The 25,474-nt window shown below is 68.4% G+C and carries 22 protein-coding genes; 8 read left to right on the forward strand and 14 right to left on the reverse strand.

The window, feature by feature from the left end; translation table 11 throughout:
- The first annotated feature begins 47 nt into the window (after positions 1-47).
- Positions 48-605 (forward strand): carboxymuconolactone decarboxylase family protein, encoded by a 558-nt coding sequence (locus GD429_RS09435; protein WP_152856686.1) that lies wholly within the window; start codon positions 48-50, stop codon positions 603-605.
- A gap of 48 nt (positions 606-653) precedes the next feature.
- On the forward strand, positions 654-1,499 hold the full coding sequence (locus GD429_RS09440; protein WP_152856687.1) for a helix-turn-helix domain-containing protein: 846 nt from the start codon (positions 654-656) through the stop codon (positions 1,497-1,499).
- Positions 1,500-1,532: 33 nt separating this feature from the next.
- Here GD429_RS09440 and GD429_RS09445 read toward each other — a convergent pair whose 3' ends face one another.
- Complete coding sequence (locus GD429_RS09445) at positions 1,533-2,432, reverse strand: LysR family transcriptional regulator (RefSeq protein WP_152856688.1); 900 nt, start codon at positions 2,430-2,432, stop codon at positions 1,533-1,535.
- A 104-nt stretch (positions 2,433-2,536) separates the two neighbouring features.
- Here GD429_RS09445 and GD429_RS09450 point away from each other — a divergent pair, with 104 nt between their 5' ends.
- A complete protein-coding gene (locus GD429_RS09450; protein ID WP_152856689.1) occupies positions 2,537-3,409 on the forward strand; it encodes an aldo/keto reductase family oxidoreductase in 873 nt (290 codons plus the stop codon).
- Positions 3,410-3,459: 50 nt separating this feature from the next.
- Here GD429_RS09450 and GD429_RS09455 read toward each other — a convergent pair whose 3' ends face one another.
- On the reverse strand, positions 3,460-4,662 hold the full coding sequence (locus GD429_RS09455; protein WP_152856690.1) for an MFS transporter: 1,203 nt from the start codon (positions 4,660-4,662) through the stop codon (positions 3,460-3,462).
- Between the two features lie 71 nt (positions 4,663-4,733).
- On the opposite strand from GD429_RS09455, the gene GD429_RS09460 reads away from it, so the two are divergent.
- Complete coding sequence (locus tag GD429_RS09460; RefSeq protein ID WP_152856691.1) at positions 4,734-5,783, forward strand: AraC family transcriptional regulator; 1,050 nt, start codon at positions 4,734-4,736, stop codon at positions 5,781-5,783.
- A gap of 235 nt (positions 5,784-6,018) precedes the next feature.
- On the opposite strand, the gene GD429_RS40360 is transcribed toward GD429_RS09460, so the two are convergent.
- Complete coding sequence (locus tag GD429_RS40360) at positions 6,019-6,186, reverse strand: hypothetical protein (RefSeq protein WP_193727084.1); 168 nt, start codon at positions 6,184-6,186, stop codon at positions 6,019-6,021.
- Positions 6,187-6,242: 56 nt separating this feature from the next.
- Positions 6,243-8,153 (reverse strand): DUF3857 and transglutaminase domain-containing protein, encoded by a 1,911-nt coding sequence (locus tag GD429_RS09465; RefSeq protein ID WP_152856757.1) that lies wholly within the window; start codon positions 8,151-8,153, stop codon positions 6,243-6,245.
- Positions 8,154-8,406: 253 nt separating this feature from the next.
- Here GD429_RS09465 and GD429_RS40365 point away from each other — a divergent pair, with 253 nt between their 5' ends.
- On the forward strand, positions 8,407-8,565 hold the full coding sequence (locus GD429_RS40365; protein WP_177318407.1) for a hypothetical protein: 159 nt from the start codon (positions 8,407-8,409) through the stop codon (positions 8,563-8,565).
- 6 nt (positions 8,566-8,571) lie between these two features.
- Here the strand turns inward: GD429_RS40365 and GD429_RS40370 are convergent, their stop codons facing one another.
- Both GD429_RS40370 and GD429_RS09470 read right to left on the reverse strand, forming a co-directional pair.
- Complete coding sequence (locus tag GD429_RS40370) at positions 8,572-8,715, reverse strand: hypothetical protein (RefSeq protein ID WP_193727088.1); 144 nt, start codon at positions 8,713-8,715, stop codon at positions 8,572-8,574.
- 2 nt (positions 8,716-8,717) lie between these two features.
- Entirely contained in the window at positions 8,718-10,688 is a 1,971-nt protein-coding gene (locus GD429_RS09470; RefSeq protein WP_152856692.1) for an APC family permease, read from the reverse strand.
- A 457-nt stretch (positions 10,689-11,145) separates the two neighbouring features.
- On the opposite strand from GD429_RS09470, the gene GD429_RS09475 reads away from it, so the two are divergent.
- Positions 11,146-12,009 (forward strand): crotonase/enoyl-CoA hydratase family protein, encoded by an 864-nt coding sequence (locus tag GD429_RS09475; protein WP_152856693.1) that lies wholly within the window; start codon positions 11,146-11,148, stop codon positions 12,007-12,009.
- A gap of 61 nt (positions 12,010-12,070) precedes the next feature.
- On the opposite strand, the gene pdeR is transcribed toward GD429_RS09475, so the two are convergent.
- The 4 genes from pdeR to GD429_RS09495 form a co-directional block, all read right to left on the reverse strand.
- Complete coding sequence (gene pdeR / locus GD429_RS09480; RefSeq protein WP_152856694.1) at positions 12,071-14,074, reverse strand: cyclic di-GMP phosphodiesterase; 2,004 nt, start codon at positions 14,072-14,074, stop codon at positions 12,071-12,073.
- A 703-nt stretch (positions 14,075-14,777) separates the two neighbouring features.
- Positions 14,778-18,416 carry a hydantoinase B/oxoprolinase family protein gene (locus GD429_RS09485; protein WP_152856695.1) on the reverse strand — a complete coding sequence of 1,213 codons (3,639 nt, stop codon included), beginning with the start codon at positions 18,414-18,416 and terminating at the stop codon, positions 14,778-14,780.
- A gap of 121 nt (positions 18,417-18,537) precedes the next feature.
- Positions 18,538-19,836 (reverse strand): MFS transporter, encoded by a 1,299-nt coding sequence (locus tag GD429_RS09490; RefSeq protein ID WP_152856696.1) that lies wholly within the window; start codon positions 19,834-19,836, stop codon positions 18,538-18,540.
- Between the two features lie 101 nt (positions 19,837-19,937).
- Positions 19,938-20,711, reverse strand: coding sequence for a putative hydro-lyase (locus GD429_RS09495; protein WP_152856697.1), 774 nt, complete (start codon positions 20,709-20,711; stop codon positions 19,938-19,940).
- Positions 20,712-20,916: 205 nt separating this feature from the next.
- Here GD429_RS09495 and GD429_RS09500 point away from each other — a divergent pair, with 205 nt between their 5' ends.
- Both GD429_RS09500 and GD429_RS40375 read left to right on the forward strand, forming a co-directional pair.
- Positions 20,917-21,849, forward strand: coding sequence for a LysR family transcriptional regulator (locus tag GD429_RS09500; RefSeq protein ID WP_065502871.1), 933 nt, complete (start codon positions 20,917-20,919; stop codon positions 21,847-21,849).
- 162 nt (positions 21,850-22,011) lie between these two features.
- Entirely contained in the window at positions 22,012-22,176 is a 165-nt protein-coding gene (locus GD429_RS40375) for a hypothetical protein (RefSeq protein ID WP_193727085.1), read from the forward strand.
- A 27-nt stretch (positions 22,177-22,203) separates the two neighbouring features.
- Here GD429_RS40375 and GD429_RS09505 read toward each other — a convergent pair whose 3' ends face one another.
- From GD429_RS09505 to GD429_RS09520, 4 genes are all read right to left on the reverse strand, one after another.
- Positions 22,204-22,530 (reverse strand): antibiotic biosynthesis monooxygenase family protein, encoded by a 327-nt coding sequence (locus GD429_RS09505; protein ID WP_152856698.1) that lies wholly within the window; start codon positions 22,528-22,530, stop codon positions 22,204-22,206.
- A gap of 66 nt (positions 22,531-22,596) precedes the next feature.
- Positions 22,597-23,583: a YkgJ family cysteine cluster protein gene (locus GD429_RS09510; RefSeq protein WP_321574495.1), complete on the reverse strand. Its 987-nt coding sequence runs from the start codon at positions 23,581-23,583 to the stop codon at positions 22,597-22,599.
- Positions 23,577-24,389, reverse strand: a complete 813-nt coding sequence (locus tag GD429_RS09515; RefSeq protein WP_152856699.1) for a MetQ/NlpA family lipoprotein — start codon at positions 24,387-24,389, stop codon at positions 23,577-23,579. Before GD429_RS09515 ends, GD429_RS09510 begins: the two co-directional genes overlap by 7 nt.
- Positions 24,386-25,441 carry a formylglycine-generating enzyme family protein gene (locus tag GD429_RS09520; RefSeq protein WP_152856700.1) on the reverse strand — a complete coding sequence of 352 codons (1,056 nt, stop codon included), beginning with the start codon at positions 25,439-25,441 and terminating at the stop codon, positions 24,386-24,388. The genes GD429_RS09515 and GD429_RS09520 overlap by 4 nt, the downstream gene beginning before the upstream one ends.
- Between the last annotated feature and the right edge of the window lie 33 nt (positions 25,442-25,474).

Below are 25,474 nucleotides of genomic sequence, written 5' to 3' on the forward strand. Positions count from 1 at the left end.
CGGTGTCGCACCACCATTCCGGCGGTGCTCGTCGCCCGGGAGACATCATGTCCGCCTATCCGCTTCATACGATCGATTCGGCGCCCGCCGAATCGAAGCCCGTACTCCGGCAGCTTCAGCAAGCCTTCGGCCTGATCCCGAACATCGCGGCGACGATGGCCGCGTCGCCGGTGTTGATCAACGGCTTCATCGGCCTGTTCGAGCGCGTGCACGCCGGCAGCCTGACGGAGCCGCAGATCCAGACGCTGCTTCTCACCAACGCGGTCACGAACGCGAGCGAATGGCCCGTTGCGTTCCATACCGCGCTCGCGCTGAAGCAGGGTGTGCTCCACGCCGACGTCGACGCGATCCGTCGCGGCGGCCTGCCCGGCGACGCGAATCTTGCCGCGCTGTCGAACATCGCGCGCCTGCTGATCGAAACCCGTGGCCGCATTGCCGAAGCCGACCGGCAGTCGTTCGTCGAAGCCGGATTCAGCGCCGAACAGTTGCTGGAAGTGATCGCGGTGGTCGCCGCATCGACGATCACGAATTACGTCGGCAGCGTGGCGCACCCCACGCTCGAAGCACCGTTCGACGCGTTCGCATGGCATGCGAGCGCCGCGTGAGTCCGATATAGTCGTTCGCGTCGATCACGGAACGATCAGGGAAATCCGATGAACGCCAGCCGCCGCGCTCCGAACGCGCCGCCACGCGAACTGGGACAGTTGTTGCGCTACTGGCGCGACGTGCGCGGCGCGAGCCAGCTCGGCCTGTCGCTCGACGCCGGCATCTCGCAGCGCCAGATCAGCTTCATCGAAAGCGGACGCAGCGTGCCGGGCCGCGACACGCTGCTGACACTCGCGCAGACGCTCGACGTGCCGCTGCGCGAGCGCAACGCGCTGCTGCTCGCGGCCGGCTATGCGCCGATGTATTCGGAAGCGCCGTGGGACGCGCAGGAGATGCACGGCGTGATCCGCGCGCTCGAGCGCGTCGTGCGCCAGCACGATCCGTTTCCGGCGATCGCGATGGACCGCCACTGGAACGTGCTGATGACCAACGATGCGGCGCCGCGCTTTTTCGGCTGCTTCATCGACATGGCCGCGCGCGAAGGCCCGCGCAACCTGCTGCGCCTGATGTTCGATCCGCACGGCATGCGGCCGTTCCTGGCCGACTGGGACAGCGTGTCGCGCAGCCTGCTGCAGCGCGTGCATCGCGAATCGGTCGGCCGCGTGATCGACGACGACACGCGGCGGTTGCTCGACGAGCTACTCGCCTTTCCCGATGCACCGCGCGACTGGAAAACGCCACCCGCGCCGGCCGCCGCGCCTGCGCTGCCGGTCATCCCGATCGGCTTCGTGCACGAAGGCGTCGTGCTGCGTTACTTCTCGTTGATCACGACGGTCGGCACGCCGCAAAGCGCCGCTGCGCAGGAGCTGCGCATGGAGTGCATGTTTCCCGCCGACGACGCGACCGAAGCGCGCCACCGGCAGTTGCTCGACGCGCACGCGCCGGTGCGCTGAGCGGCGGGCCTGCGCGTCGCCGGCCCGCAACGCTCAGGATGCCTTGATGAAATCGATGAACGCGCGCAGTGCCGGCGGCACGAGACGGCGCCCGGGGTAATAGAGAAAGGGCCCTGAAAACGGCCGCCACCACGGTTCGAGCACGCGTTCGAGTACGCCGCTGTCGAATTGCGGGCGCAGCCACTCTTCGAAGAGGTGCACGATGCCCGTGCCGGCGATCGCCGCGTCGACCAGCAGGTCCGACGCGCCGCCGATCTGCACCAGCAGCGGCCCGGGGGCCGGCTCGACCCGCACGACCTCGCCGTCGCGCTCGAACTCCCACGGCGGCATCGCGCCGCTCGCGAAGCGCCCGCGCAGGCAACGATGGTCGAGCAATTCGCGCGGATGCCGCGGCCGGCCGTGACGGTCGAGATAGGCGGGGGCCGCCGCGGTCGCAAACCGCTGAATGCGCGGGCCGATCGGCACCGCGATCATGTCCTGTTCGAGCCGTTCGTCGTAGCGGATGCCCGCGTCGCATCCGGCCGCCAGCACGTCGACGAAATTTTCGTCGGCGATCACTTCCAGCCGTATTTCCGGGTACGCATCGAGGAAGCGCGGCACGATCGCGGGCAACACGAGCCGGGCCGCGCTGAGCGGCACGTTGAGCTTCAGCGTGCCGGCCGGTCTGTCGCGGAATTCGCCGATACCGTCGAGCGCCGCCGCCACTTCGGTCAACGCGGGCCCGAGACGCGCGAGCAGGCGCTCGCCCGCTTCGGTGGGCACGACGCTGCGCGTCGTGCGATGCAGCAGCCGCACGCCAAGCTGCGCCTCCAGCCGCCGCACGGCCTCGCTCAGCCCCGACGCGCTGAGGCCCGTCATGCGTGCGGCGTCGCGGAATCCGCTGGCGCGCGCCACGGCCATGAACGCATTCAGATCGCCCAGATCGGTTTGCATTGTTCGCCTTTTCGTACAACCCGTGCGGATTATGACGGCTTATCGCGCAGGCGGCCAATGCCTATGCTGGGCGCATTCATCGACAGATCCACAGGAGCACAGTCATGTCCGACATTCGGCACACCGCCGCCTTCAGGCTCGGCGATCGCAAAGTCAAACGGATCGGCTACGGCGCGATGCAGCTCGCGGGGCCCGGCGTATTCGGTCCGCCGAAGGACCGCGACGCGGCCGTGAACGTGTTGCGCGAAGCTGTCGCGTCCGGCGTCGACCATATCGACACCAGCGACTTCTACGGCCCGCACGTGACCAACCGGCTGATCCGCGAGGCGTTGCATCCGTATCGCGACGATCTCGTGATCGTCACCAAGATCGGCGCGCGACGCGGCGACGACGCCTCGTGGCTGCCCGCGTTCGCGCCCGACGAACTCGAGCGGGCCGTGCACGACAACCTGCGCAACCTCGGGCTCGATGCGCTCGACGTCGTCAACCTGCGCATCATGTTCGACACGCACGGGCCGGCCGAAGGATCGATCGAGGCGCCGCTGAGCGTACTCGCCGAACTGCAGCGGCGCGGGCTCGTCCGCCACGTCGGCCTGAGCAACGTGACGCCCGCGCAGGTCGCGCAAGGCCGGCGGATCTGCGACATCGTCTGCGTGCAGAACCACTACAACATCGCGCATCGCGGCGACGATGCGCTGATCGACGCGCTGGCCCGCGACGGCATTGCATACGTGCCGTACTTTCCGCTCGGCGGCTTCTCGCCGCTGCAGTCGTCGACGCTGTCCGGCGTCGCGGCGCGCGTCGGCGCGACGCCGATGCAGGTCGCGCTGGCGTGGCTGCTGCGCCGCGCGCCGAACATCCTGCTGATCCCCGGCACGTCGTCGGTCGCGCATTTGCGCGAGAATCTCGCGGCGGCCGACCTCGATCTGCCGGACGATGCGCTCGCGGAACTCGACCGCATCGGGAACGCCGCCTGACGGACAGGCGAGCGTCGGGCGGGCCCACGAAACGCGGGCCGCCCGGCCGGTCAGGACACCACCACACCCACCCGCTTCGGCACGCCGGTCACGATCGTCGCGACCGCGACGGCCAGCACGACCGCCGCGCCGACGAACACGCCAGCCGCGCCGTTCGCATCGAACACGACGCCTCCGGCCGCCGCACCGGTCGCGATCGCGAGCTGGATCGCCGCGACGATCAGCCCGCCCGCGCTCTCGGCCTCGTCGGGCACGGTGCGCGTGACCCACGTCGACCACGCGACGGGCACGCCGCCGAACGCCATCCCCCACAACGCGACGAGGACCGCGTCGAGCATCGGCGCACGGCCGAGCGCAACGAGCGCGATGCCGAGCACGACCATCAGCGCGGGCATCCCGATCAGCATCGGCCGCAGCCGGTGTTCGAGCACGCGGCCCGCGAGCGACGTGCCGACGAAGTTCGCGATGCCGTAGCCGAGCAGGATCGCCGACAGCCCGTTCACGCCGACGCCCGCGACCTGTTCGAGGAACGGCCGCAGATACGTGAAGAACGCGAAATGCCCGGTGAACACGAGGATCGTCGCGAACATCCCGAGCCCGACGGTCGGCCGGCGCAGCACGTCGATCAGCGTGCGCAGCCGCGTCGTGCCGCTCGGCGGCATCGACGGCAGCGTCATCACCTGCGACACGAACGCGACGCCGCCGAGCCCGGCCGCGATCAGGAACACGTTGCGCCAGCCGATCAGGTGACCGAAATAGCTGCCCATCGGCGCGGACGCGATCGTCGCGACCGCCACGCCGCTGAAGATGATCGACAGCGCGCGCGGCACCATCGCCGTCGGCACGAGCCGCATCGCGGTGGCCGTCGCCATCGTCCAGAAGCCGCCGAGCGCGACGCCCAGCACGACGCGGCCGATCAGCAGCGTCGTCAGGTTGGGTGCGAACGCGACCGCCAGATTCGATGCGACGAGCAGCACCGAGAACGCGAGCAGCACGCGCCGCCGGTCGATCGTGCGCGTCAGCGCGGAGATCAGCAGGCTCGTGACGAGCGCGACCGTCGCGGTGGCCGTGACGGCCTGCCCGGCCACGCCTTCGGTCACGCCGAGGCTGTCGGCCATCGGCGTGAGCAGGCTGGCGGGCAGAAATTCGGCCGTGACGAGCCCGAAGACGCCGAGCGTCATCGCGAATACCGCGCCCCAGGCCGGTTCGCGGGTGGCCGCCGTCGAGGCGGCCGAGGAAATTCCGGGATTCATGTGGCGTTCCGTTTTCGTCTAGGGAAAGTACTGATGACGGCGTATCGTAAGGACCGGCGGCAGGACGGTCTATGACATACAATCCGTTCTTGTTGATCGATCGTCCGAATCTCGCCATGTCCGAGCCGCTGCTTCCTCCCGTCCCCGACGTGCACGACCTCGTCAGCGAGCTGCTGCTGGGGATGCGCCTGAGCGGCGTCCAGTACCGCCGCATCCAGGTCGCGCGGCCGTTCGGGCTGAATTTCGGCCAGGCGCCGGGCCGCGCGCAGTTCCATTTCGTCGGGCGCGGGCCCGTGCTGCTGCGCGATGCGTCCGGCGCAACGATGCGGCTCGAGGCCGGCGATGCGATCCTGCTTCCGCACGGGCGCATGCATGCACTGGTGTCAGATCCGGATGCGCCGTGCCGCGAGATCAACGGCTTCGAAGTCGCGAAGATCTGCGATACGGTCGCGTCGGTGGCGTCGGCCGGCACCTCGCCCGCGGCCTGCGCGACGACCGAGCCGGGCGCCGGCGATGCGCTGATCTTCAGCGCGTGCATGGAGCTCGATCTCGGCGGCATGCAGCCGCTGGTCGGCGCGATGCCCGAGTTCATGCACGTCGGCACGCTGCTCGCGCACTACCCGGAAATCCGCCCGATGCTCGACGCGATGGAGCGCGAATCCTGTTCGGCGCGCGCGGGCTTCGCGGGCATCCTCGCGCGGCTCGCGGACGTGGTCGCGGCATTCATCGTGCGCGGCTGGGTCGAGTGCGGATGCGGCGACGCGTCGGGCTGGGTGCAGGCGCTGCGCGAGCCGAAGCTGGGCCGCGCGATCGTCGCGCTGCATCGCGACCCGGGCCGCAACTGGAGCGTCGCGGAGCTGGCCGCCGAAGCGGGCGTGTCGCGCTCGGTATTCGCCGAACGCTTTCTCGCGGCGACCGGGATGACGCCCGTGCGCTACCTGACCGAGTTGCGGATGCGGCTCGCCGCACAGTGGATCGCGCGCGACCACGAGGCGATCGAAGCCGTCGCGTACCGGCTCGGCTATGGTTCGCTGGCCGCGTTCAGCCGCGCGTTCAAGCGCGTGGTCGGGAAGCCGCCGGGCGCCGTGCGGGCGGACGGCGAGGCGCGTGTCGAAGCGTAATGCCTGACGCTTGACGTGCGACGCCGGCCGGGGGCCGATACGCGCCGCTTCACGCCGAAATCGCACGCTCGCCAGCGTCGCTCAAGCCGCCGCCGCGCGCGAGGGTGCGCGTCGAAGCGTAATGCCCGAAGCTTGACGTGCGACGCTGACCGGAGGCCGCTACGCGCCGCTCCGACGTCGCGCGCTCGCCGGCGCCGCTCACGCCACCGCCGCCGCGCGTGACGACCTTCCTCATTCAGCCGCTACGCGCGCCAAGCTTGTCGACCAGCGCCGTCGCGCACTGCACGGCAAGCGCCGCGCACTGCTCTGCATCCACGGCCGCACCGTTCGCGATGGTGCCCTGCACGATCCGGCCCAGCAAATCCTTCGAGAGATCGGCGATCTCGTAGTCCCGTTCCGTCATGATGTCGCTCCTGTGCGTCGGCCGATGACGGCGACGCGCTCATTGCCCGTGCCCGTTCAACGCCCTTTCGCGCGCACGACGATCTGCGCCTGCGTGTCACGCTCGATCCGTTCGAGCGACGCGCGCAGCGCCGTGAATTCGTCAGGCGTGCACACCTGCCGGCCGAACTCCGCCTTCATCCGCCGCGTGACCTGCACGACGCGCGCGGCCGCATCGAACACGTAATGCGACGTGAAGTCGACGAAGCGATCATGCACGGCCGCATCGGCCGGCAGGTCGGTCACGACGACATCGGCCGGCAGCGCGATCTGGCCGGTCTCGTCGAACGTGCCGCCGATGCAACCCCACGGCTGCGTGCGCACGGGCTCGGCCAGCCAGTTCTCGACCTGCGTCGCGATGCCGCCCGTGAGGCTCGACAGCGCGGGAAACGCGGTCGTGCCGTCGGGCCATACGAAATGATCGAGCGCGCCCGACACCGCCACGTCGAACGGCCCGTCGGTCACGCGCCGGTCGCCGGTCGACAGTTGCGCGCGGCCGCGCAAGCCGCTTTGCCGCAGGCGCTCGGTCGCGAGCTGCTCGATGCGGTCGTGCGTCGCGCGGCGAAACAGGTTGCGTTCGAGTTCGGCCGTCCAGCCTTCGTCGTCGATGAACGCATGAAAGCGCGCGGCGCCGGGCTGCGCGGCATCGATCTCGAGCCGTGCGATGCGACGTCGCGGCTGCGTGGCCGGCGTGCGCGACAGCACGCCCGTGTCGACCAGCAGCGCGGGGCGATCCATCACGATCGGCGGCAGGTAGCCGAACGCGATACCGGCCGTCGTCGTATCGGCGTAAAGCGCGAGATCGGGCAGCCACGTGATCGCGTGATTGATCGCGCCGCCGCCGTAACCGGGCACGGACGGCAGCGTGTACACAGAACCGAGATTGATCAGCACCGGCTCGCTGCGGATGCCGACCGCCGCGAGCAGCGCGCCGAACAGCGCGACATGGTCCTTGCAGTCGCCGTAGCGGTTGCGCAGGATGTCCGTTGCGCGATGCGGCGCGGCGGCCGTTTCGCCCAGGAACAACCCGACGTAGCGCACGTTCGCCTGCACCCAGTCGTACAGGATGCGCGCCTTGTCGCGCGGATCGGCGGCATTCGCAGTGAGCGCACGCGCCAGCTGTACGACGGCCGGATCGCCAACGCTCGGGTCGACGGCCGCGTTGCGGTAGCGCGCGGCGAACGCCGCGTAGTCGGGCAGCGTCGACACGACGAGCCGGTCGCCGTAGGTCGGGTAGCCGACCGCGCCGTTCTCGATGCGGTCGTACGGGCCGTGCCGGTAGTCGAATTCGTAGCGCGTGCGGCCGTTCGCCGTGACCGGCGGCAGCGCGACGTAGCCGCGCGCGTCCGCATACAGCGGCATGTCGGCCGGCACGTCGAAGATCAGCCGCTGATTGTCGACGGGCTCGCGCGACGGCTCGACGTAGTAGCCGAAGTAGCCGCGATTGACGGGCTTCGTGCGCGTCTTGCGGAACGCCACGCGCGTGCTCGATCTGGCTTCCACGCCGGGAAACACGACCGTGCGCAACAGCCCGTCCTGGAACGTCGGCGCGCCGGCCGAGCGCGGCTCCTGCACGTCGCGGATGCCGTCAGCGCCGACCGGATGCGCGAGCCCGTCGCGGCCGATCGTCTCGGCCGCGAGCAGGTCGACCTGCTCGAGATTCTTGTCGTACCACACGTAGCGCTGCGCGACCGCGTCGATGCCGTTCGCATTGTTCGCGCGCAGCGTCGAATCGTCGTGCTCGTCGAGCGAACCGTCGTGCCGGATCACGAATTCGTGGACATCGCTGACCAGCGTGACGGGTGCTTCGTCGGCAACGCCGTTCGCGCCGTCCGCCGCCGTGCTCGTGCTCGTGCTCGGGCCCGGGCTCGTTCCCGGCGTCGCACCGACGGCGTTCGATGCGCCGAACGCCGCAGCGCATGCCAGCATCCAGCCGGCCAGGCCGACAGAAAAGCGCACCACATCGCACCTCGTCGCGGTTCACGGAAAGCGCGGCCGCGCAGCGGACAGCGGCAACCGCGCGGCTCTCGTGTCGGCCAGTGTGGGCGACGCATACGCACGCGTCAAGCCGATGCACGCCGGCCTACAATGACACATGGAAGCATCGTCGCGTGCGGCCGCCGGCATACGCTCGAATGCCTGACGCCGGCGAAGGATCGTCCGCCCGCGACCGGGAGGCACCATGGAAAACGGAATCGTGGAAGTCGTCGTGCTGCTGGCGTTTGTCGCGCTCGCCGTGCTGTTCTTCGTCAAGCGTCCGGGACGCGACCGGCTGAGGGCCAAATTCCATCATCCGCCGCTGCGGCGGCCCAACCGCCCGCATCGGCATCATCAGCCGTGACGGCTGCTACCGGCAGTCGCCCACGCGCTTGCCGCGCCACGTCCACGCGAGCGTGTACGCGCCGGCCTGCGCATGCTGCCCGTGCAATTGCCCCTTCAGGTCGTAGCGCGTCGGCGTGACGTCGCCCGTCACGGTGCCGTTGCCCGCCACCGCTAACCGACGTTCATCGGCAGCAGCACCATCTGCTTGCCCTCGACATGCAGGCGCGCCTGCAGCTCGACGGGCGTCTGGTTGTGCAGCCACGCGGTCAGGAAATTCACGCGCCGGAAGATCAGCTTGCTCGCGAAGCACACGGCATTCGGATACTCGTCGAGCGTCGACGACGCGAGGTTCATGAATTCCACGACCGGATTCGTGCCGAACGCGATCCGGTAGTCGGCCGCGATGCCGTTGCGGCGGCAGTGCGCGACATAGTAGTCGAGCGCTTCGGTGATCGAGTGACGCAGCCGTTCGAGATGTTCGTGCCCGTCGTACGCCTTCGCATCGACCTCACCGACCGCGAGGAAGATCACGTTGCGGAAGTGCCCGGGAAACAGCCGGTTGACCCACAGCAGCGCGTGCATGCTCGCGCCGCGATGCTTGCCGACCAGCAGCACGGCCGTCGGTTGCGATGGATCGGGCTTGCCCGGCGCGGTAGCCTCGTCGACTTCAGGCGGCTTGCCGGAGAACAGCGCGTCTTCTTTCGCGAGCTGCGCGCGCGTGTACGCGTAGTGGCGATTGATCATGAAGCACAGCGCGATCACCGCGCTCGTCACAAGCACCGTGAGCCAGCCGCCCGCCGTGAACTTCTCGACCAGCGTGATGACGAGCACGGTCGCCGTCACGCTCAGCCCGAGCGCGGACAGGAAGAAATGCTTGAACCAGCCGCGCTCGCTGCGATGGCGCCACCAGTATGTGCACAGCCCGAGCAGCGACATGCTGAACGTGAGGAACACGTTGATGCTGTACAGCACGACGAGCACGTCGACGCTCCCGTGCGTCCACAGCAGGATCAACAGGCTCGACAGGCCGACGACGATGATGCCGTTCTGCCGCACGAGGCGCGTCGACAGGTCGCGGAAATGGCGCGGCACCCACGAATCCGACGCCATGTTCGACAGCACGGCCGGGCCGTCGAGAAAGCCCGTCTGCGCGCCGACCATCAGCAGCCCGGCCTCGAACGCGAGCACGGCCGCGAGCAAGGCATGCCGCGCGAACGCCGAACCGAGCCCGAGATGGTCGATCACGCTGCCGAACACGACCGCATTGAGCGTCTGGCCTTCGACGGGCCGCGCGTGCCACAGCATGTACAGCAGGATGATGCCGCCGGCCGTGAACGCAAGCGACGTCGACATGTACCACATCGTCACCTTGCCGTTCGGCACGCGCGGATCGGCGAGCATGTTCACGTTGTTCGACACGGCCTCGAGGCCCGTATAGGTGCCGCCGCCGAGCGAGAACGCGCGCATCAGCAACGCGAGCATCACGAACACGCCGAGCGACTGCGACATCCCGTGTGCCTCGTGCACGGCATCGGGCACGATCATCGCGAGGTTGCTGCCGTGCACGGCGACGCCATACACGATCAGCCCGAAGTGCAGCACGACGAAGCCGATGAAAATCGGCAGCAGCACCATGATCGATTCGCGCATCCCGCGGAAATTGAGCCCCGTCATCAGCAGGATCAGCACGATCTCGGTCGTGAGCTTGAACGCCTGCGCGCTGACCGGCAGCAGGCTGAAGAACGCGTCGACGCCGCTCGCGAGCGAGGTCGCGACGGTCAGCACGTAGTCGACCAGTAGCGCCGCGCCCGACACGAGCCCCGGCTTCGCCCCGAGCAGCGCGGTCGCGACGCGGTAGCCGCCGCCACCCGTCGGGAACAGTTCGATCACCTGGTTGTAGCCGAGCGCGATGATGAAGACCGTGGCCGCGGTCGCGAGCGCGAGAAACAGCGCGAGCGGCGTGTGGTGCGCCAGCGCGAGGAACGCCTCTTCCGGGCCGTAGCACGACGACGACAACCCGTCGGCGCCGAGCCCGACCCAGGCCAGCAACGGCGTCACGGCGATCGCATGCCGCGTGCGCGGATCGAGCGGGTCCAGCGGTTTTCCGACCAGCAACTGCCACATCTTCTGGAATGTGGTCATGGTCCCCTCCCGGCACACCCGGCACGGCGGCGCGATCCCATAAAGCTAATCGACGCGCGCTCGCGGCGCCAGTCCGCATATTCCATAGGGGTCGCCCGCCGGCCCGGCGGCGCTTTCAGCGCGTAAGCGACCGACTCCGGCGCCCGTGCGCGGGAGCGGTCGCCCGCGTGCGATTACGCGATGCGGCGACCTTGCTCCGGCCGCGTCGCGGCCCACCTTCCCGCGCGCATCGGCCACGCCCGGCGCTCAGGTTTCCGCACCCGCTCCCCCTTTCCTCGCCCGTCGCCACCCGCTGCGTCCGCGCCCGCGTCCCGGTCGTGCGTTGTTCCCCGCAATTCGGCATTTGTGCGCGCGCAACAATGGCGATGCCTCGCGCCCGGCGCCAGGCGGGCAACCCGATTCCCGCATGGCGCCGGGCGCGATGGTCTTCGAAAACCACAACTCACGAGGACATACCATGCAACTCCAATCCCATCCGGCGTGCCGCCCGTTTTATGAAGCCGGCGAACTCACGCAACTGACTGCCTTTTACGAAGAAGGACGCAACGTCATGTGGATGATGCTGCGATCGGAGCCGCGGCCGTGCTTCAACCAACAACTCGTCACCGAAATCATCCATCTCGCGCGCGTCGCACGCGACTCGGGCCTGCCGTTCGACTTCTGGGTGACGGGCTCGCTCGTCCCCGAGCTGTTCAACGTCGGCGGCGACCTGAGCTTCTTCGTCGACGCGATCCGCAGCGGCCGGCGCGACCAGCTGATGGCCTATGCGCGCTCGTGCATCGACGGCGTGTACGAGATCTACACGGGCTTCGGCACCCGGTCGATCTCGATCGCGATGGTCGAGGGCAGCGCGCTCGGCGGCGGCTTCGAAGCGGCGCTCGCGCATCACTACGTGCTCGCGCAGAAGGGCGTGAAGCTCGGGTTCCCCGAGATCGCGTTCAACCTGTTCCCGGGCATGGGCGGCTATTCGCTCGTTGCGCGCAAGGCTGACCGCGGCATCGCGGAATCGCTGATCTCGACCGGCGAAACGCATGCGGCCGAGTGGTACGAGGATCGCGGGCTGGTCGACCAGACGTTCGAGGCCGGTGACGCGTATCTCGCGACGCGCACCTTCATCGACGTGACGAAGCCGAAGCTGAACGGCGTGCGCGCGATGCTGCGCGCACGCGAGCGCGTGTTCCAGTTGTCGCGCTCGGAGCTGATGGACATCACGGAAGCGTGGGTGCATGCGGCGTTCACGATCGAGCCGAAGGACCTCGCGTACATGGAACGCCTGGTGATGCTGCAGAACCGGCGCGTGTCGAAGCTGCGCACGGTGTAAGGCATGTAAGGCGGCGGGGCGCCGCCGATTGCCGGCGGCGCCCCGCTTCGCGGAACGAAGCTCAGGCGATCAGCCTGAGCTTTCTCGTCTCGGCGAGCCACGCCTCGAATGCCTGCGCCGGCATCGGCCGGGCGTAGTAGTAGCCCTGCGCGTGATCGACGTCGAGCTGCTTGAGGAAGTCGGCTTCCGCATGCGTCTCGACGCCTTCGGCGACCACCGCGAAATTCAGCGCCTTCGCGAGCGACACGACCGAGCGCACCAGCGCCTGCGAGCGCGGATTGCGGTCGATGCCCGTGATGAAGGTGCGATCGAGCTTGATCGCGTCGAGCGGCAGGCGCGACAACTGCGACAGCGACGAATAGCCGGTGCCGAAATCGTCGAGATGAATCTCCGCGCCGAGCTGGCGGAACTGCCGCATCAGCCCGATGGCGGAATTCTCGTCCTCGATGAAGCAGCTCTCGGTCAGTTCGATGTCGAGCAGGCCGGGCTTGAGCCCCGCGCCGTCGAGAATCGACGAGAACTGGTGCACGATGTTCATGTCCTGCAACTGCCGCGCGGACACGTTCACCGCGATCCGGATGCCGAACCCCTTCGCCTTCCACGCGGCGGCCTGCGCGGCCGCGGTGCGCATCACCCAGCGCCCGAGCGGTGCGATCAGCCCCGACTCTTCCGCGAAGCGGATGAACTCGATCGGCGCGACGAGCCCGCGATCGGGCGACTGCCAGCGGATCAGCGCCTCGGCGCCATGCACTTCGCCGGTCGCGATATCGACGACCGGCTGGTAGTGCAGCACGAACTGCTCTTCCTCGAGCGCCTTGCGCAGGTTCGTGTCGAGCCACATGTACTTCGCGACCTTCTGGTTCATCTCCAGCGAGAACACGCGGTACGTATGCTTGCCTTCTTCCTTCGCGACATACATCGCGGTGTCCGCGCTGCGGACCAGCGTCTCGAGGGAATCGCCGTGCTGCGGATGCATCGCGATGCCGATCGAGCAGCTCGTGTAGACCTCCATCAGCCCGAGGTGGATCGGCGTGCGCATCCGTTCGAGGATGATCTGCGCAGTCGCTTCAAGCAGCGGCCGCGTGCCGTGCTCGAACAGCACGAGGAATTCGTCGCCGCCGAGCCGCGCGAGCGTCGCGCCGGCCGGCAGGCAGCCGCTGATGACCTTCGACACGTCCTGCAGCAGGCGGTCGCCGGTGATGTGCCCGTAGTGATCGTTGACGCGCTTGAAGTTGTCGAGATCGAGGAACAGGATGCCGACCTGGCCGCGTGACGCGGCGTTCTCGTCGGCGATCGCCACATGGATGCGCTCGCTGATCGCATGACGGTTCGGCAGCCCGGTGAGCACGTCGGTGTTCGCGAGTTCGATGAGCCGATGCTGCGCGTTGCGCTCCTCGGTGATGTCGATGCCCGAGCAGATCAGGAACTGTTCTTCGACGCCGCTGCCGCTCTGCACGAACTTGTTGCGGAACTGGAACAGGCGCGGCCCGTTGACCGTATTGATGTAGCGCTCGACCGCGAACGAATGGTTGCTCGCGAAAAAGCCGGTGATGTTGCTGCGCGACTGCGCGCCCTGCTCAGGGCTCATGAACAGTTCGAACGCGCTGCGACCGATCACGTCGACCTCGCGCTTGCCCGTCACTTCCTCGCACAGGCGGTTGAAGCGCTGCACCATCCCGTTGCGGTCGAGGATCACGACCAGCGAATTCACTTCGGACACGACCTGCTCGGCGAACGCGAGCCCGTGCGAGAGATCTGCCGCGACGGACACGGCATCGGAATAGGCGGAGGCCGTGCCGGCCCAGTCGGTCGTGTTGACCTTCCTGCCGACGAGATGGAGGCTGACCGGCTCGCCGAACAGTGCGATGTCGAGCACGAGGTGCGACGTGACGCCCGTCAACTCGCGAATGCGCGCGGCCTGCTCGACCGTCAGCGAAATGGCGACGTTGGTCAGGCCGCGGACGGCGGCCAGTTCGAGCGCATTGCTGTCGCTGCCGAGACGCCAGCAGGGGCTGCGCGTACCGACATGCGCCTCGAGCACCGCGCTATCGTTTTCGTCATCCATGGACACGCCCCGATCCAGAAAAAAACGCACAGTGTAGACGGAGGAGAGTTGGCCGACCGCCTTCCCGGGCCGCGCAGCGCGCGTTCCCGGCAGGGCAGCCGTGATGCCGTGACAATGGCCCTCGATCCGTACTTGTTTCCAACTAATGCGACCCGGCGTTCGCGCGTGAAGCGCGCAGGTTCTGCCTAACGAATGATGAGAGCCATCTTATCAAATGACGAAGAGGATTGGCACTCACATTTAGAGCTGAGTGTCAAGGAATCGGGACTCGATTGGCAAGCCGGATTTTTCATGATTGGCGGCATGCTCAAGAGCGGGTGAAGCAATGCGCCGCGGAGTCGGCGCGAGGGTCATAACCACTTGATCCACAAGGGATTTATTGAAATATAAAAATATGGGGACCGATAAAATTCAGCACCACGGCGGCAGGGTCGGATCGTGTTCCGGCGACGCGAAATCCGGCCAATTTGTTTCTGTTCCGGTGTGAATGCGCCGCTTTATTCCACAGTCGGTTGCAATATCGCGACGCTGCCGATGCGACGTGTTTTATCTGATCCAGTAGCGTCGTCGAATCCCGCAGCCGGACGGCAGCGCGGGTGGAACCGGTACGGCCGCCGTCCCGACCGGCGCGCGAGGCGCGCGGCGGGCGTCCGTCGTTGCGCACGAACGCCCGCCGTCGCCGCTGTCGCGCGTGGGTCGCGGCTCAGCCGGCCACGCCGTATCCGCCGCCGCCCGGCGTTTCGACGACGAACACGTCGCCCGGCGCCATCTGCGCGCGGCCGATATGGTCGAGCGTCTCGACCGTGCCGTCCGCGCGCTCGATCGTATTGCGGCCGAGCGCGCCGGCCGCGCCGCCCGCCGCGCCGAACGGCGCGTGGATCCGGTTGTTCGACAGGATCGATGCGGTCATCGGCTCGAGGAAACAGATCCGCCGCACCGCGCCGTCGCCGCCACGCCAGCGCCCGCCGCCGCCCGAGCCGGCGCGAATCCGGTGCGAATCGAGCCGCACCGGGTAGCGCCATTCGAGCACCTCCGGATCGGTGAGCCGCGAGTTCGTCATGTGGGTCTGCACCGCGCCGACGCCCGCGAAGCCGTCGCCCGCGCCGCTGCCGCCCGCGATCGTCTCGTAGTACTGGTAGCGATCGTTGCCGAATGTGAAGTTATTCATCGTCCCCTGGCTCGACGCGACGCAGCCGAGCGCGCCGTACAGCGCGTTGGTGATCGCCGACGACGTCTCGACGTTGCCCGACACGACCGCCGCCGGATACTCGGGGTTCAGCATCGAGCGCGCCGGCACGATTACCGTGAGCGGCTTCAGGCAGCCGGCGTTCAGCGGGATGTCGTCGCCGACCAGCGTGCGGAATACGTATAGCACGGCGGCCATGCACACCGCCTTCGGCGCGTTGAAGTTGTTGTCGAGCTGCGCGGACGTGCCGGTGAAATCGATCTCCGCGCACCGCGCCGCGCGGTCGACGCGGATCGCGACGCGAATCTCCGCGCCGTTGTCGAGCGGGTAACGGTACGCGCCGTCCTGCAGCGCGCCGATCACGCGCCGCACCGCCTCTTCCGCGTTGTCCTGCACGTGCCCCATGAACGCGAGCACGACGTCGCGGCCGAACTGCGCGACCATCCGGCGCAACTCGTCGACACCCTTCTGGTTCGCGGCGACCTGCGCGCGCAGGTCGGCCATGTTCTGCTCGACGTTGCGCGCCGGGTAGCGGCCCGATGCGAGCAGCGCGCGCGTGTCGGCGTCGCGCAGCACGCCGGCCGACACGAGCTGCCAGTTGTCGATCAGCACGCCTTCCTCGTCGATATGCGTCGAATCGGGCGGCATCGAGCCAGGTGTCGTGCCGCCGATGTCCGCATGGTGGCCGCGCGAGCCGACATAGAACAGCGGCGCGTCCGAGCCGTCCGCGAACACCGGCGTGATGACCGTCACGTCCGGCAGGTGCGTGCCGCCGTGATACGGGTCGTTCAGCATGAACACGTCGCCGTCGTGCATGCGGCCGCGGTTGCGCTCGATCACCGTGCGGATGCTCTCGCCCATCGAGCCGAGATGCACGGGCATGTGCGGCGCGTTCGCGATCAGGTTGCCGTCGCCGTCGAAGATCGCGCACGAGAAGTCGAGCCGCTCCTTGATGTTCACCGAGTACGCGGTGTTCTGCAGCCGCAGCCCCATCTGCTCGGCGATCGACATGAACAGGTTGTTGAAGATCTCGAGCCGCACCGGATCGGCATCGGTGCCGAGCGAGCGGCGCGTCGGCAGCGGCGTCGTGCGCGTCAGCACGAGGTTGCCCTGCGCGGTCATCCGCGCGCGCCAGCCGGGCTCGACGACGGTGGTGCCGTTCTTCTCCGCAACGATCGCGGGGCCGTCGATCGCGTCGCCAGCGAGCAGCGTGTCGCGCACGTACAGCGACGCGTCGTGCCACTTGCCGCCGGAATAGAAGCGCACGGCGGAATCGGCACGCGGCGCAGCGCCTTCCCCGCGCGGCGCCAGCGGCGCGATGTCCACCGGCGCGTCGGAGCGGCCGATCGCTTCCACCGACGCCAGCTCGGCGACGAGCGGCGTGCCGGGCATCAGGAACGCGTAGCGCTGCCGGTACGCGGCCTCGAACGCCTGCCGCATCGCGTCGACGCTGCCGGCCGGCACGTCGAGCGCCGAATCGGTGCCCTGGTAGCGCAGGTGCACGCGCCGCTCGGTTGCGATCCGCTCCGGCGGCACGCCCTGTTCGAGCAGCGCGCCGACGGCCTCGTCGGCCAGCCGGTCGAGCGCGGCGTTCAAGGCCGGCAGCGACGCATCGGACAGCACGGCCTCGACCGCGCGCTCGCGCATCGCGGTCTGGTCGGCCAAGCCCATCCCGTATGCGGACAGCACGCCCGCGAGCGGATGCGCGAACACCTGCGTCATCCCGAGCGCATCGGCCACGCCGCACGCGTGCTGGCCGCCCGCGCCGCCGAACGTCGTCAGCACGTAGCACGACACGTCGTGGCCGCGCTGCACGGAGATCTTCTTGATCGCGTTCGCCATGCTGCCGATCGCGATTTCCAGGAAACCTTCGGCGAGCGCCTCCGGCGTTTCGCGCCGCCCCGTCGCCGCATGGATTTCATCGGCGAGCGCTTCGAACTTCGCGACCACACCGTCGCGGTCGAGCGGCTCGTCCGCGTGCGGGCCGAACACGCGCGGGAAATGATCGGGCTGGATCTTGCCGAGCATCACGTTGCAGTCGGTCACCGTCAGCGGGCCGCCGCGCCGGTACGCGGCCGGCCCCGGGTTCGCGCCGGCCGATTCGGGCCCGACGCGCAGCCGCGCGCCGTCGAAGCCGAGCACCGAGCCGCCGCCCGCGGCGACCGTGTGGATACTCATCATCGGCGCGCGCATCCGCACGCCGGCCACCTGCGTCTCGAACACGCGCTCGAATTCGCCGTTGTAGTGCGACACATCGGTCGACGTGCCGCCCATGTCGAAGCCGATCACCTGGCCGAAGCCGGCCGCGCGCGCTGCGCGCACCATCCCGACGATGCCGCCCGCCGGGCCCGACAGGATCGCGTCCTTGCCCTGGAACGCATCGGCGCGCGTCAGCCCGCCGCTGCTTTGCATGAACTGCAGGTTCACGCCCGGCATCTCGCGCGCGACCTGCTCGACGTAGCGACGCAGGATCGGCGACAGGTATGCGTCGACGACGGTCGTATCGCCGCGCGACACCATCTTCATCAGCGGCGACACCTCGTGCGACACCGATACCTGCGTGAAGCCGATGCGGCGCGCGAGTTCCGCGAGCGTGCGTTCATGCGCGGTGTGGCGGTAGCCGTGGATCAGCACGATCGCGAGCGCGCGCACGCCCGAGTCGAACACGCGGCGCAGCGACGCTTCGGCATCCTGTGCATCGAGCGGCACGACGACGTCGCCATGCGCGCCGATGCGCTCGTCGATCTCGACGACGCTCTCGTACAGCGCATCGGGCAGCACGATGTCGAGATCGAACAGCCGCGGCCGGTTCTGGTACGCGATACGCAGCACGTCGCGAAAGCCGCGCGTCGTCGCGAGCGCGGTGCGTTCTCCCTTGCGTTCGAGCAGCGCGTTGGTCGCGACCGTCGTGCCCATCTTCACCATGTCGACGCGCTCGGGCGTGATCGGCTCGCCGTCGGCGAGGCCTAGCAGGTGGCGGATGCCGGCCACGGCCGCGTCGCGGTATTGCTCGGGGTTCTCCGACAGCAGCTTGTGCGTGACGAGCGTGCCGTCGGGCCGGCGCGCGACGATATCGGTGAACGTGCCGCCGCGGTCGATCCAGAATTGCCAGCGTGCGGCGTCGGAGGGAACGGGAGAAAGGTGTCGGTCGGTCATGATGGTCGATGCGTCGTGAAATCTCGGGACGAGCGCCGCCGCACGGCGCGCGTCGCGCGCCGCGTGGTGGTGCCGCTAAAAAGGGGAAAAGGGGTGAAAGAGCCGCGCGGGCCGCTGCCGCTTACGCGGCGTCGAGTTCGCGGCCGCGCGTCTCGGGCAGCGTCAGCGCGGCGACGATCACCACGCCGTACGCGGCGACCGCAAAGATACCGATGCTCGTGCCGAGCCCGTACTGCTTCGACAGCGCGCCGATCAGGAACGGGAACAATGCGCCGATCGCGCGGCCCACGTTGTAGCAGAAGCCTTGGCCCGAGCCGCGCACGCGAGTCGGAAACAGTTCGGTGAGGAACGCGCCCATCCCCGAGAAGATGCCCGATGCGAAGAAACCGAGCGGGAAGCCGAGCCACAGCATCGACGCGTTGGTCAGGTTCAGCGACGTGTACGCGAACGCGATCACCATCGAGCCGACCGCGAACAGGATGAAGTTCGGCTTGCGGCCGAGGCGGTCGGTCAGGTATGCGCTCGTCAGGTAGCCGACCCACGAGCCGAAGATGATCATCGCGAGATAACCGCCGGTGCCCATCACCGTCAGGTGCCGCTCCGTCTTCAGGAAGGTCGGCAGCCACGTCGTGATCGCGTAGTAGCCGCCCTGCGCGCCGGTCGTCAGCAGCGCCGCGCGCAGCGTCGTGGTGATCAGCTTCGGCGCGAAGATCTCGGTAAGGCGCGGCGCATCGGCCACCGTCGCCTGCGCGGCCTTCTCCTTCTCGTAGACTTCCGGCTCCTTCACGTAACGGCGGATCGCGACGACCAGCAGCGCGGGCGCCAGCCCGACGAGGAACAGCGCGCGCCACGCCTGCTCGGCCGGCAGCACCGAGAACAGCAGCGCATACAGCAGCGCGCACAGCCCCCAGCCGATCGCCCAGCCCGACTGCACGAGGCCGACCGCCTTGCCGCGATCGCGCGCACGGATCACCTCGCCGATCAGCACCGCGCCGGCCGTCCATTCGCCGCCGAAGCCGAAACCCATCAGCGCGCGCGCCGCGAGCAACTGGTGATAGTTCTGCGCGAGCCCGCACAGCGCGGTGAACACCGCGAACCACAGCACCGTGAGCTGCAGCGTGCGCACGCGGCCGATCCGGTCGGACAGGATGCCCGCGATCCAGCCGCCGAGTGCCGACGCGAGCAGCGTGACCGTGCCGATGAAACCGGCATCCGCGAGCGAGATGCCCCAGGTCGCGACGAGCGTCGGGATCACGAACGACAGCATCTGCGTGTCCATCCCGTCGAGCATGTAGCCGACCTTGCAGCTCCAGAAAGCGCGGCGCTCGCGCGGCTGTGCGTCCGCGTACCACGATAACAGGCCGCTGCGCTCGTGGCTCGCGGGCTCGGCGGCGGGTGCCGCGAGGGTCTTGCTTTCCATGGTGGTGCTCCTGTCGTTATGCGCCGTCAAATGTGTGCGTGTGTGCGTGTGTCGTGTGCCGCGTTTCGTGCGGGTTTCGGGCACGTCGCCGCGATGCCGGATCAGAACACGGCCAGCGACGCGTTCGTGATGTCGGTCATCAGCATGTGACCGGGCGTATGCGCGATCGCGATCGGCAGCTTCGCGTCCATCAGCGCGGTTTGCGGCGTCACGCCGCACGCCCAGAACACCGGCAGCTCGCCGTCGCGGATCGTCACCGCGTCGCCGAATTCGGGTGCGTTCAGATCCGCGATGCCCAGTTCCTGCGGGTGGCCGATATGGATCGGCGCGCCGTGCACGCCCGGGAACCGGCTCGTGATCTGCACCGCGCGGATCGCGTCGGCGCCGCGCATCGGCCGCATCGACACGACGAGCCGGCCGCCGAAGATGCCTGCGCGCCGGTTCGGAATCGACGTGCGGTACATCGGCACGTTGCGGCCCTCCTCGACGTGGCGCAGCCCGATCCCTTCGCGGGCGAGCATCTCCTCGAACGAGAACGAGCAGCCGATCGCGAACACGACGAAATCGTCGCGCCACAGCGCTTCCAGCGACTCGACGCGTTCGGTCAGGCGGCCGTCGCGATACACGTTGTAGCTCGGCACGTCGGTGCGGATGTCGAGATCCTCGCCGAGCGCGTCGAGCCGGAACGCGCCCGGTTCGCCGACGCCGAGCAGCGGGCACGCTTTCGGGTTCGCCTGACAAAAGCGCAGGAAATCGTGCGCGTACGCATCGGGCAGGATCGCGAGATTGGCTTGCGCGAACGGGCCGCAGTGGCCTGCGGTCGGGCCGCGGAACGCGCCGCGGCGTACGGACTGGCGAAATTCGGAAGGCGTCATGAGATTCAATGGCAGATCGGGATGTCGTCGGGATGACGGTGTCGCGTCATCGGATACGGCGAAGAATAGGAAAGAAAAAATTTTGTCGCCAACGAGTTTTTTTGCGCCGCGTGTATAGAATTTCTTAACGTATCTTCGGGTTTCCCCCGGTCCCGTTCATTTTTTCAGCGGGGCAAGCTGCGCGCCCAATGTCTTGCCGACCGCCATGAACACGCGTTTTCTCGAAACCTTCGTCACGCTCGCGAAGCTGCGCAACTTCCGCACGACCGCCGCCGCGCTGCACGCGACGCCGGCCGCGATCTCGCAGCGCCTGAAGGCGCTCGAGGACGAATTGCAGACCGTGCTCGTCGACCGCGACAGCCGCGAATTCCGGCTCACGCCGAACGGCGAGTACCTGCTCGGCTATGCGAAAGCCGTGGTCGAGGCGACGCAGGAGCTGCAGGCCGCCGCGTCCGGCGAGAGCGCGCTGCGCGGCAAGCTGCGGCTCGGCGTGATCGAGACGGTCGTGCATAGCTGGCTGCCGCACTATATGCGCCGCCTCGCGGCCGACTATCCGCAGCTCGAGATCGACCTGACCGTCGACGTGAGCGTCGTGCTGCAGCGCCGGCTGATGGCCGGCGAGCTCGACCTGATCATCCGCGTCGAGGGCAGCGACGAGGCGTCGGTCGTCTGCGACGCGCTCGCGAACTATCCGGTGCGCTGGATCGCGCGCGCCGGGCTGTTGCCGAACACGCGCACGGGCCTCGCGCGGCAGGTGCTGCGCCAGCCGATCCTGACCTACGGGCGCGGCACCGCGCCCCACCGCGCGCTCGAGGACATTGTCCGTACCCTTGCGCATGCGCATGGCGTGCCGCTGTCGGACACGCGCATCACCGGGTCGCCGTCGATCTCGGTGATCGTGCAGCTCGTGCGCGACGGCTTCGGCGTCGCCGCGATTCCGGTACTGTTCGTGGATGCGTTGATCGAGAGTGGTGAGGTTGTCGAGCTGCCGCTGCAGCCGTCGCCGCCGTCGATCGTCGTGTCGATGTCGCGGCGCGCGGACGCGCCGCGGTTCGTGCACGGCGCGTCGATTGCAGCGCGGGCTGCGTGTCATGAGTACTGCGAGAAGAGTACGCGGCGGTTGGTTGAGGCGCTTTAGGCGGTGCGGACCGGCACGGCCGGTCGCCGCGAGGTCATCGACGCGCAGGCGTCGATCCGGAATGCAATGTTCCCGATCCGGAAACGCTCGGCGCAAGCTGCGCCGAAAGGCGGCGAAACGCAACGAACCGACTGAACGTGTGCCGCGGCAACGTTCGAAGGCATGGCCGCCGAACCTGGCGATCGCGCCTCCTTTGTGGACAGACTGACGACGCGAAGCCCCGCCATCTCGGCCATGCTTGATGAAGAATTGATAGCACGCGATGCCGCGGAAGCCCGCACGCGCATGCAGGCCGCCGCGCGCGGCTTCTTTGTTATTTATTCCTAATACGAAATAAATTGATCTGGCGGCCAGTCACGCGGATTGCCCCGCATGCGGCTGCGTCAGCTTGCCGTCGCCGTACTCGCGGAGCACCTTCGAGATCACGACGCGATAGCCGTCGAGCCAGCGCGCCTGCTTCGCCTTCGCTTCGAGATGCGCCGGATGCTGCATCAATTGCTGCAGCGCCGCTTCCGATTCCCAGTAGTAGACGTTCTGGATCAGCCCCGCTTCGGTGTTCTCCCACGCCTCCTCGCCGAGATAGCCGGGTGTCGCGCGCGCCATGTCGGCGATCTGCCGGTCGAGCCGGTGGAATTCGTCGTCGTATTGCCCGGCACGAAAAATGAAGGTCGACGCGTACATGCCCGCTCCGTCGGAAACGATTGAAAGAGCGCCAAGTGTAAGGCGCGCGCGGCGGCGCCGCGATCGTTACGCGGCGAGCGGATCGGCGTCGAGCCGGTCGTCGAGCCATGCGTCGATGCGTGGCGCGTCTTCACGCGTTCCGGCCGCGGGCTCCGGCATCGCCGCAAGCGCATGCCGCGCACGTTCCAGCGCCTGTGCAAAGCCGCGCAACTCGCGTGTCGCGGGCCGGTCGTCGGCACGCCGGCGCGCGAGCGCCGCTTCGACGTTCGCGCCGATCAATGCGAGTTGCGCGTCGATGAAGTCGAGGCACAGCGCGCGGCAATGCGCGGAGACCGACGCGACGGCCAACAGGACGGGCACGATCGACACGGTCAGGTAGCCGCCCGTCGCGACCCGCGACAACGCATCGCGTACGTGCTGCCCGCCACCGACCAGCGACGTGAACACGGCATCGCGCCACACCGCACGCTCGAACGCGAGTGCGTCGCGATATGCGTCGAGGGCCACGCGATCCGCGACTTGCCCGGCCGTCACCAGTGGAACCGGAAACAAGGGTTCGACGGCAGGCCGTTCGTCGCCCGCCTCGACAATGCAGTTCGCGCCAAGCCATGCCGTATCGTCGCGCCGTGCAGCAAGCACGCGCGACTGCAACCGGTCAGGCAACATCGGATCGAGCGGTACCGCGCCGCAGATCGACGGCTTCTCCGCGTGCACGCCGCAGCGGCCGTCGTCGGCGAGCGCCGCGCAGCGGCCAAGCGACGGATAGTCGTAACCCTGCAGCGTCAGCACGACCCATTCGCCATTCGCACCGCCGATGCGATGGAACAACCGCTCCGCCAGCACTTCGGAGGCCGCAACATCGTCCGCGTCGAATGCATGCTCGCGCCCGCCCGCACGCCAGCGCTCGCCGATTCGCGGCTTAGGCACGCGACGGATCGTCAGCGCGCCGACGAAGCGGTGCCGATGCCGGAACAGTTCGCGCAGCGACAGCGTCGGCGCGCTGTTGCAGCAGCGTCCGCATGCATTGCACGCGAGCAGGTACGTGTCTACCACGGCCGCCGCACCGAATCCTGATAGCGCGTGAGGATGAAGCGCGCCACGTCGTCCGAGTGATACGCGGCAACGAGTTGCGCGACCCACGGTTTCGCGCGATCCGCGTTGCGCACCGTCAGCACGTTCGCATACGGCGAACGCGCATCCTCGAGGCTGATGCTGTCGCGTGCGGGCTGCAGCCCGACGCGGGCGGCATCGTCGCTGTCGATTGCAACGAACGCGGCCGTGTCGAGCGCGGCGTAAAGGCGATCGCGGCGCAGCGCGACGAGTTTCAGACCGAGCCGGTTACCGGTCACGTCGCGCAGCGTCGCATGCAGGCCGGCCTGCTCGCGCAGCGTCACCAGCGTGTCGTTCTGCAGCAGCACGAGCGCGCGCGCCATCCCGCGCGGATCGGCGGGAATCGCGACCGTCGCGCCGGGCTGCAATTCGTTCAGGTTTTGCAGCTTGCGCGAATAAAGCGCCATCGGCAGCGTGACGGTCGGCGCGACTTCGGTCAGCGCGTAGCGTTTCCGCGCGCGTGTCGCGGCAAGCTGTTGCGCATCCTCGAAGCTGGCCGCGTCGATCCGGCCGTCGGCGAGCGCCACGTCGATGCGCGACGCGTCGTCGAATTCGACGACGTCGACGCCCAACCCACGTGCAGCGGCGACCCGCTTCACTTCGTCCAGGATCTGCGCATGCACGCCGCGCGTCACGCCGACGCGCACGGCCGGGGCAGCCGATTCGGCCGCGACGGCCGATCCCTGATGCACGAGACCGCACGCGGCCAGCAGCCATACGGAGGCGGATCGCACGATAGCCTTCCTCATGACGCATCCCTCAGGATCGTGCGAAAGCCGATGTGCGACGCACCGAGATCGGCTTCCTGCTGTTCGCGCGACGACGCGCGATAGCGCACGCAGTAATCGCGCGAACACAGGAACGACCCGCCCTTGATGACCATCGGCGTATCGTGCCGGCGCGTCGACGGCGCGACGGCCGCCGTGTCGCCGTTGGTGTGCGGCTGGTGCGGGCCCGTGTACGCGTCCTTCGTCCATTCCCAGGCGTTGCCGATCATGTCGTAGAGGCGGAAGCCGTTCGCCGCATAACAACCGACGGGCGCGAGACCCGCGTGACCGTCCTCGGCCGTATCGAGCACCGGGAACGCGCCCTGCCAGTAGTTCGCGGCCGGCTTGCCCTGCGCATCGCGCGGCGACGCGTCGAGCGACGCGTCGTCACGGCCGGCCTTGCCCGCGTATTCCCATTCGGCCTCGGTCGGCAGATCGCGGCCGAGCCAGCGCGCATAGGCGAGCGCATCGCGCTGCGTGACGAGCGTGACGGGCAGGTTGCCGAGCCCGTCGACGCCGCTGCCGGGCCCGCGCGGATGACGCCACGACGCACCCTTCACCCACGACCACCATGCGAGGTCGCGCGCATTCATCTCGTCGCGCGTCGGCACATGGAACACCGCCGCGCCGCCCTGCTGCTCGGCCTCGGTCACGTAGCCGGTCGCCCGCACGAAGGCGGCGAACTGCGCGATCGTCACGTCGGTCTGGTCGATCCAGAAGCCGCCGACGCGCGTGCGGCCATCGCCGGCCGGACGCTCGTCCGCATAACCGCGCGTGCTGCCGAACACGAACGCGCCGCCGCGCAGATGCACCATCCCGGCCTTGGGGTCGTCGCGCCACTTGGCCGGCAGCCCCGAATAGCGCTCGCACTGTCGCTCCGAGCCGAGCGGCGCGAGCGCGCGGCCGCGATTCGCGTCGTCGAATGCGCCGCCTGCCGGTGCTACCGGATTCGCATAGCCCGCCGCGAATGCAGTGGCGAACAGTGTGGCGACGAGCGCCGTGCCGATCGTCCAGAACCGAAACCGGAACCGCATCGTGTCGTCCTTTCAAGAAAACGCCCGCCCGCT

The sequence above is a fragment of the Burkholderia sp. BE17 genome (assembly GCF_009362305.1).
Taxonomy (GTDB): Bacteria; Pseudomonadota; Gammaproteobacteria; order Burkholderiales; family Burkholderiaceae; genus Burkholderia; species Burkholderia pyrrocinia_C.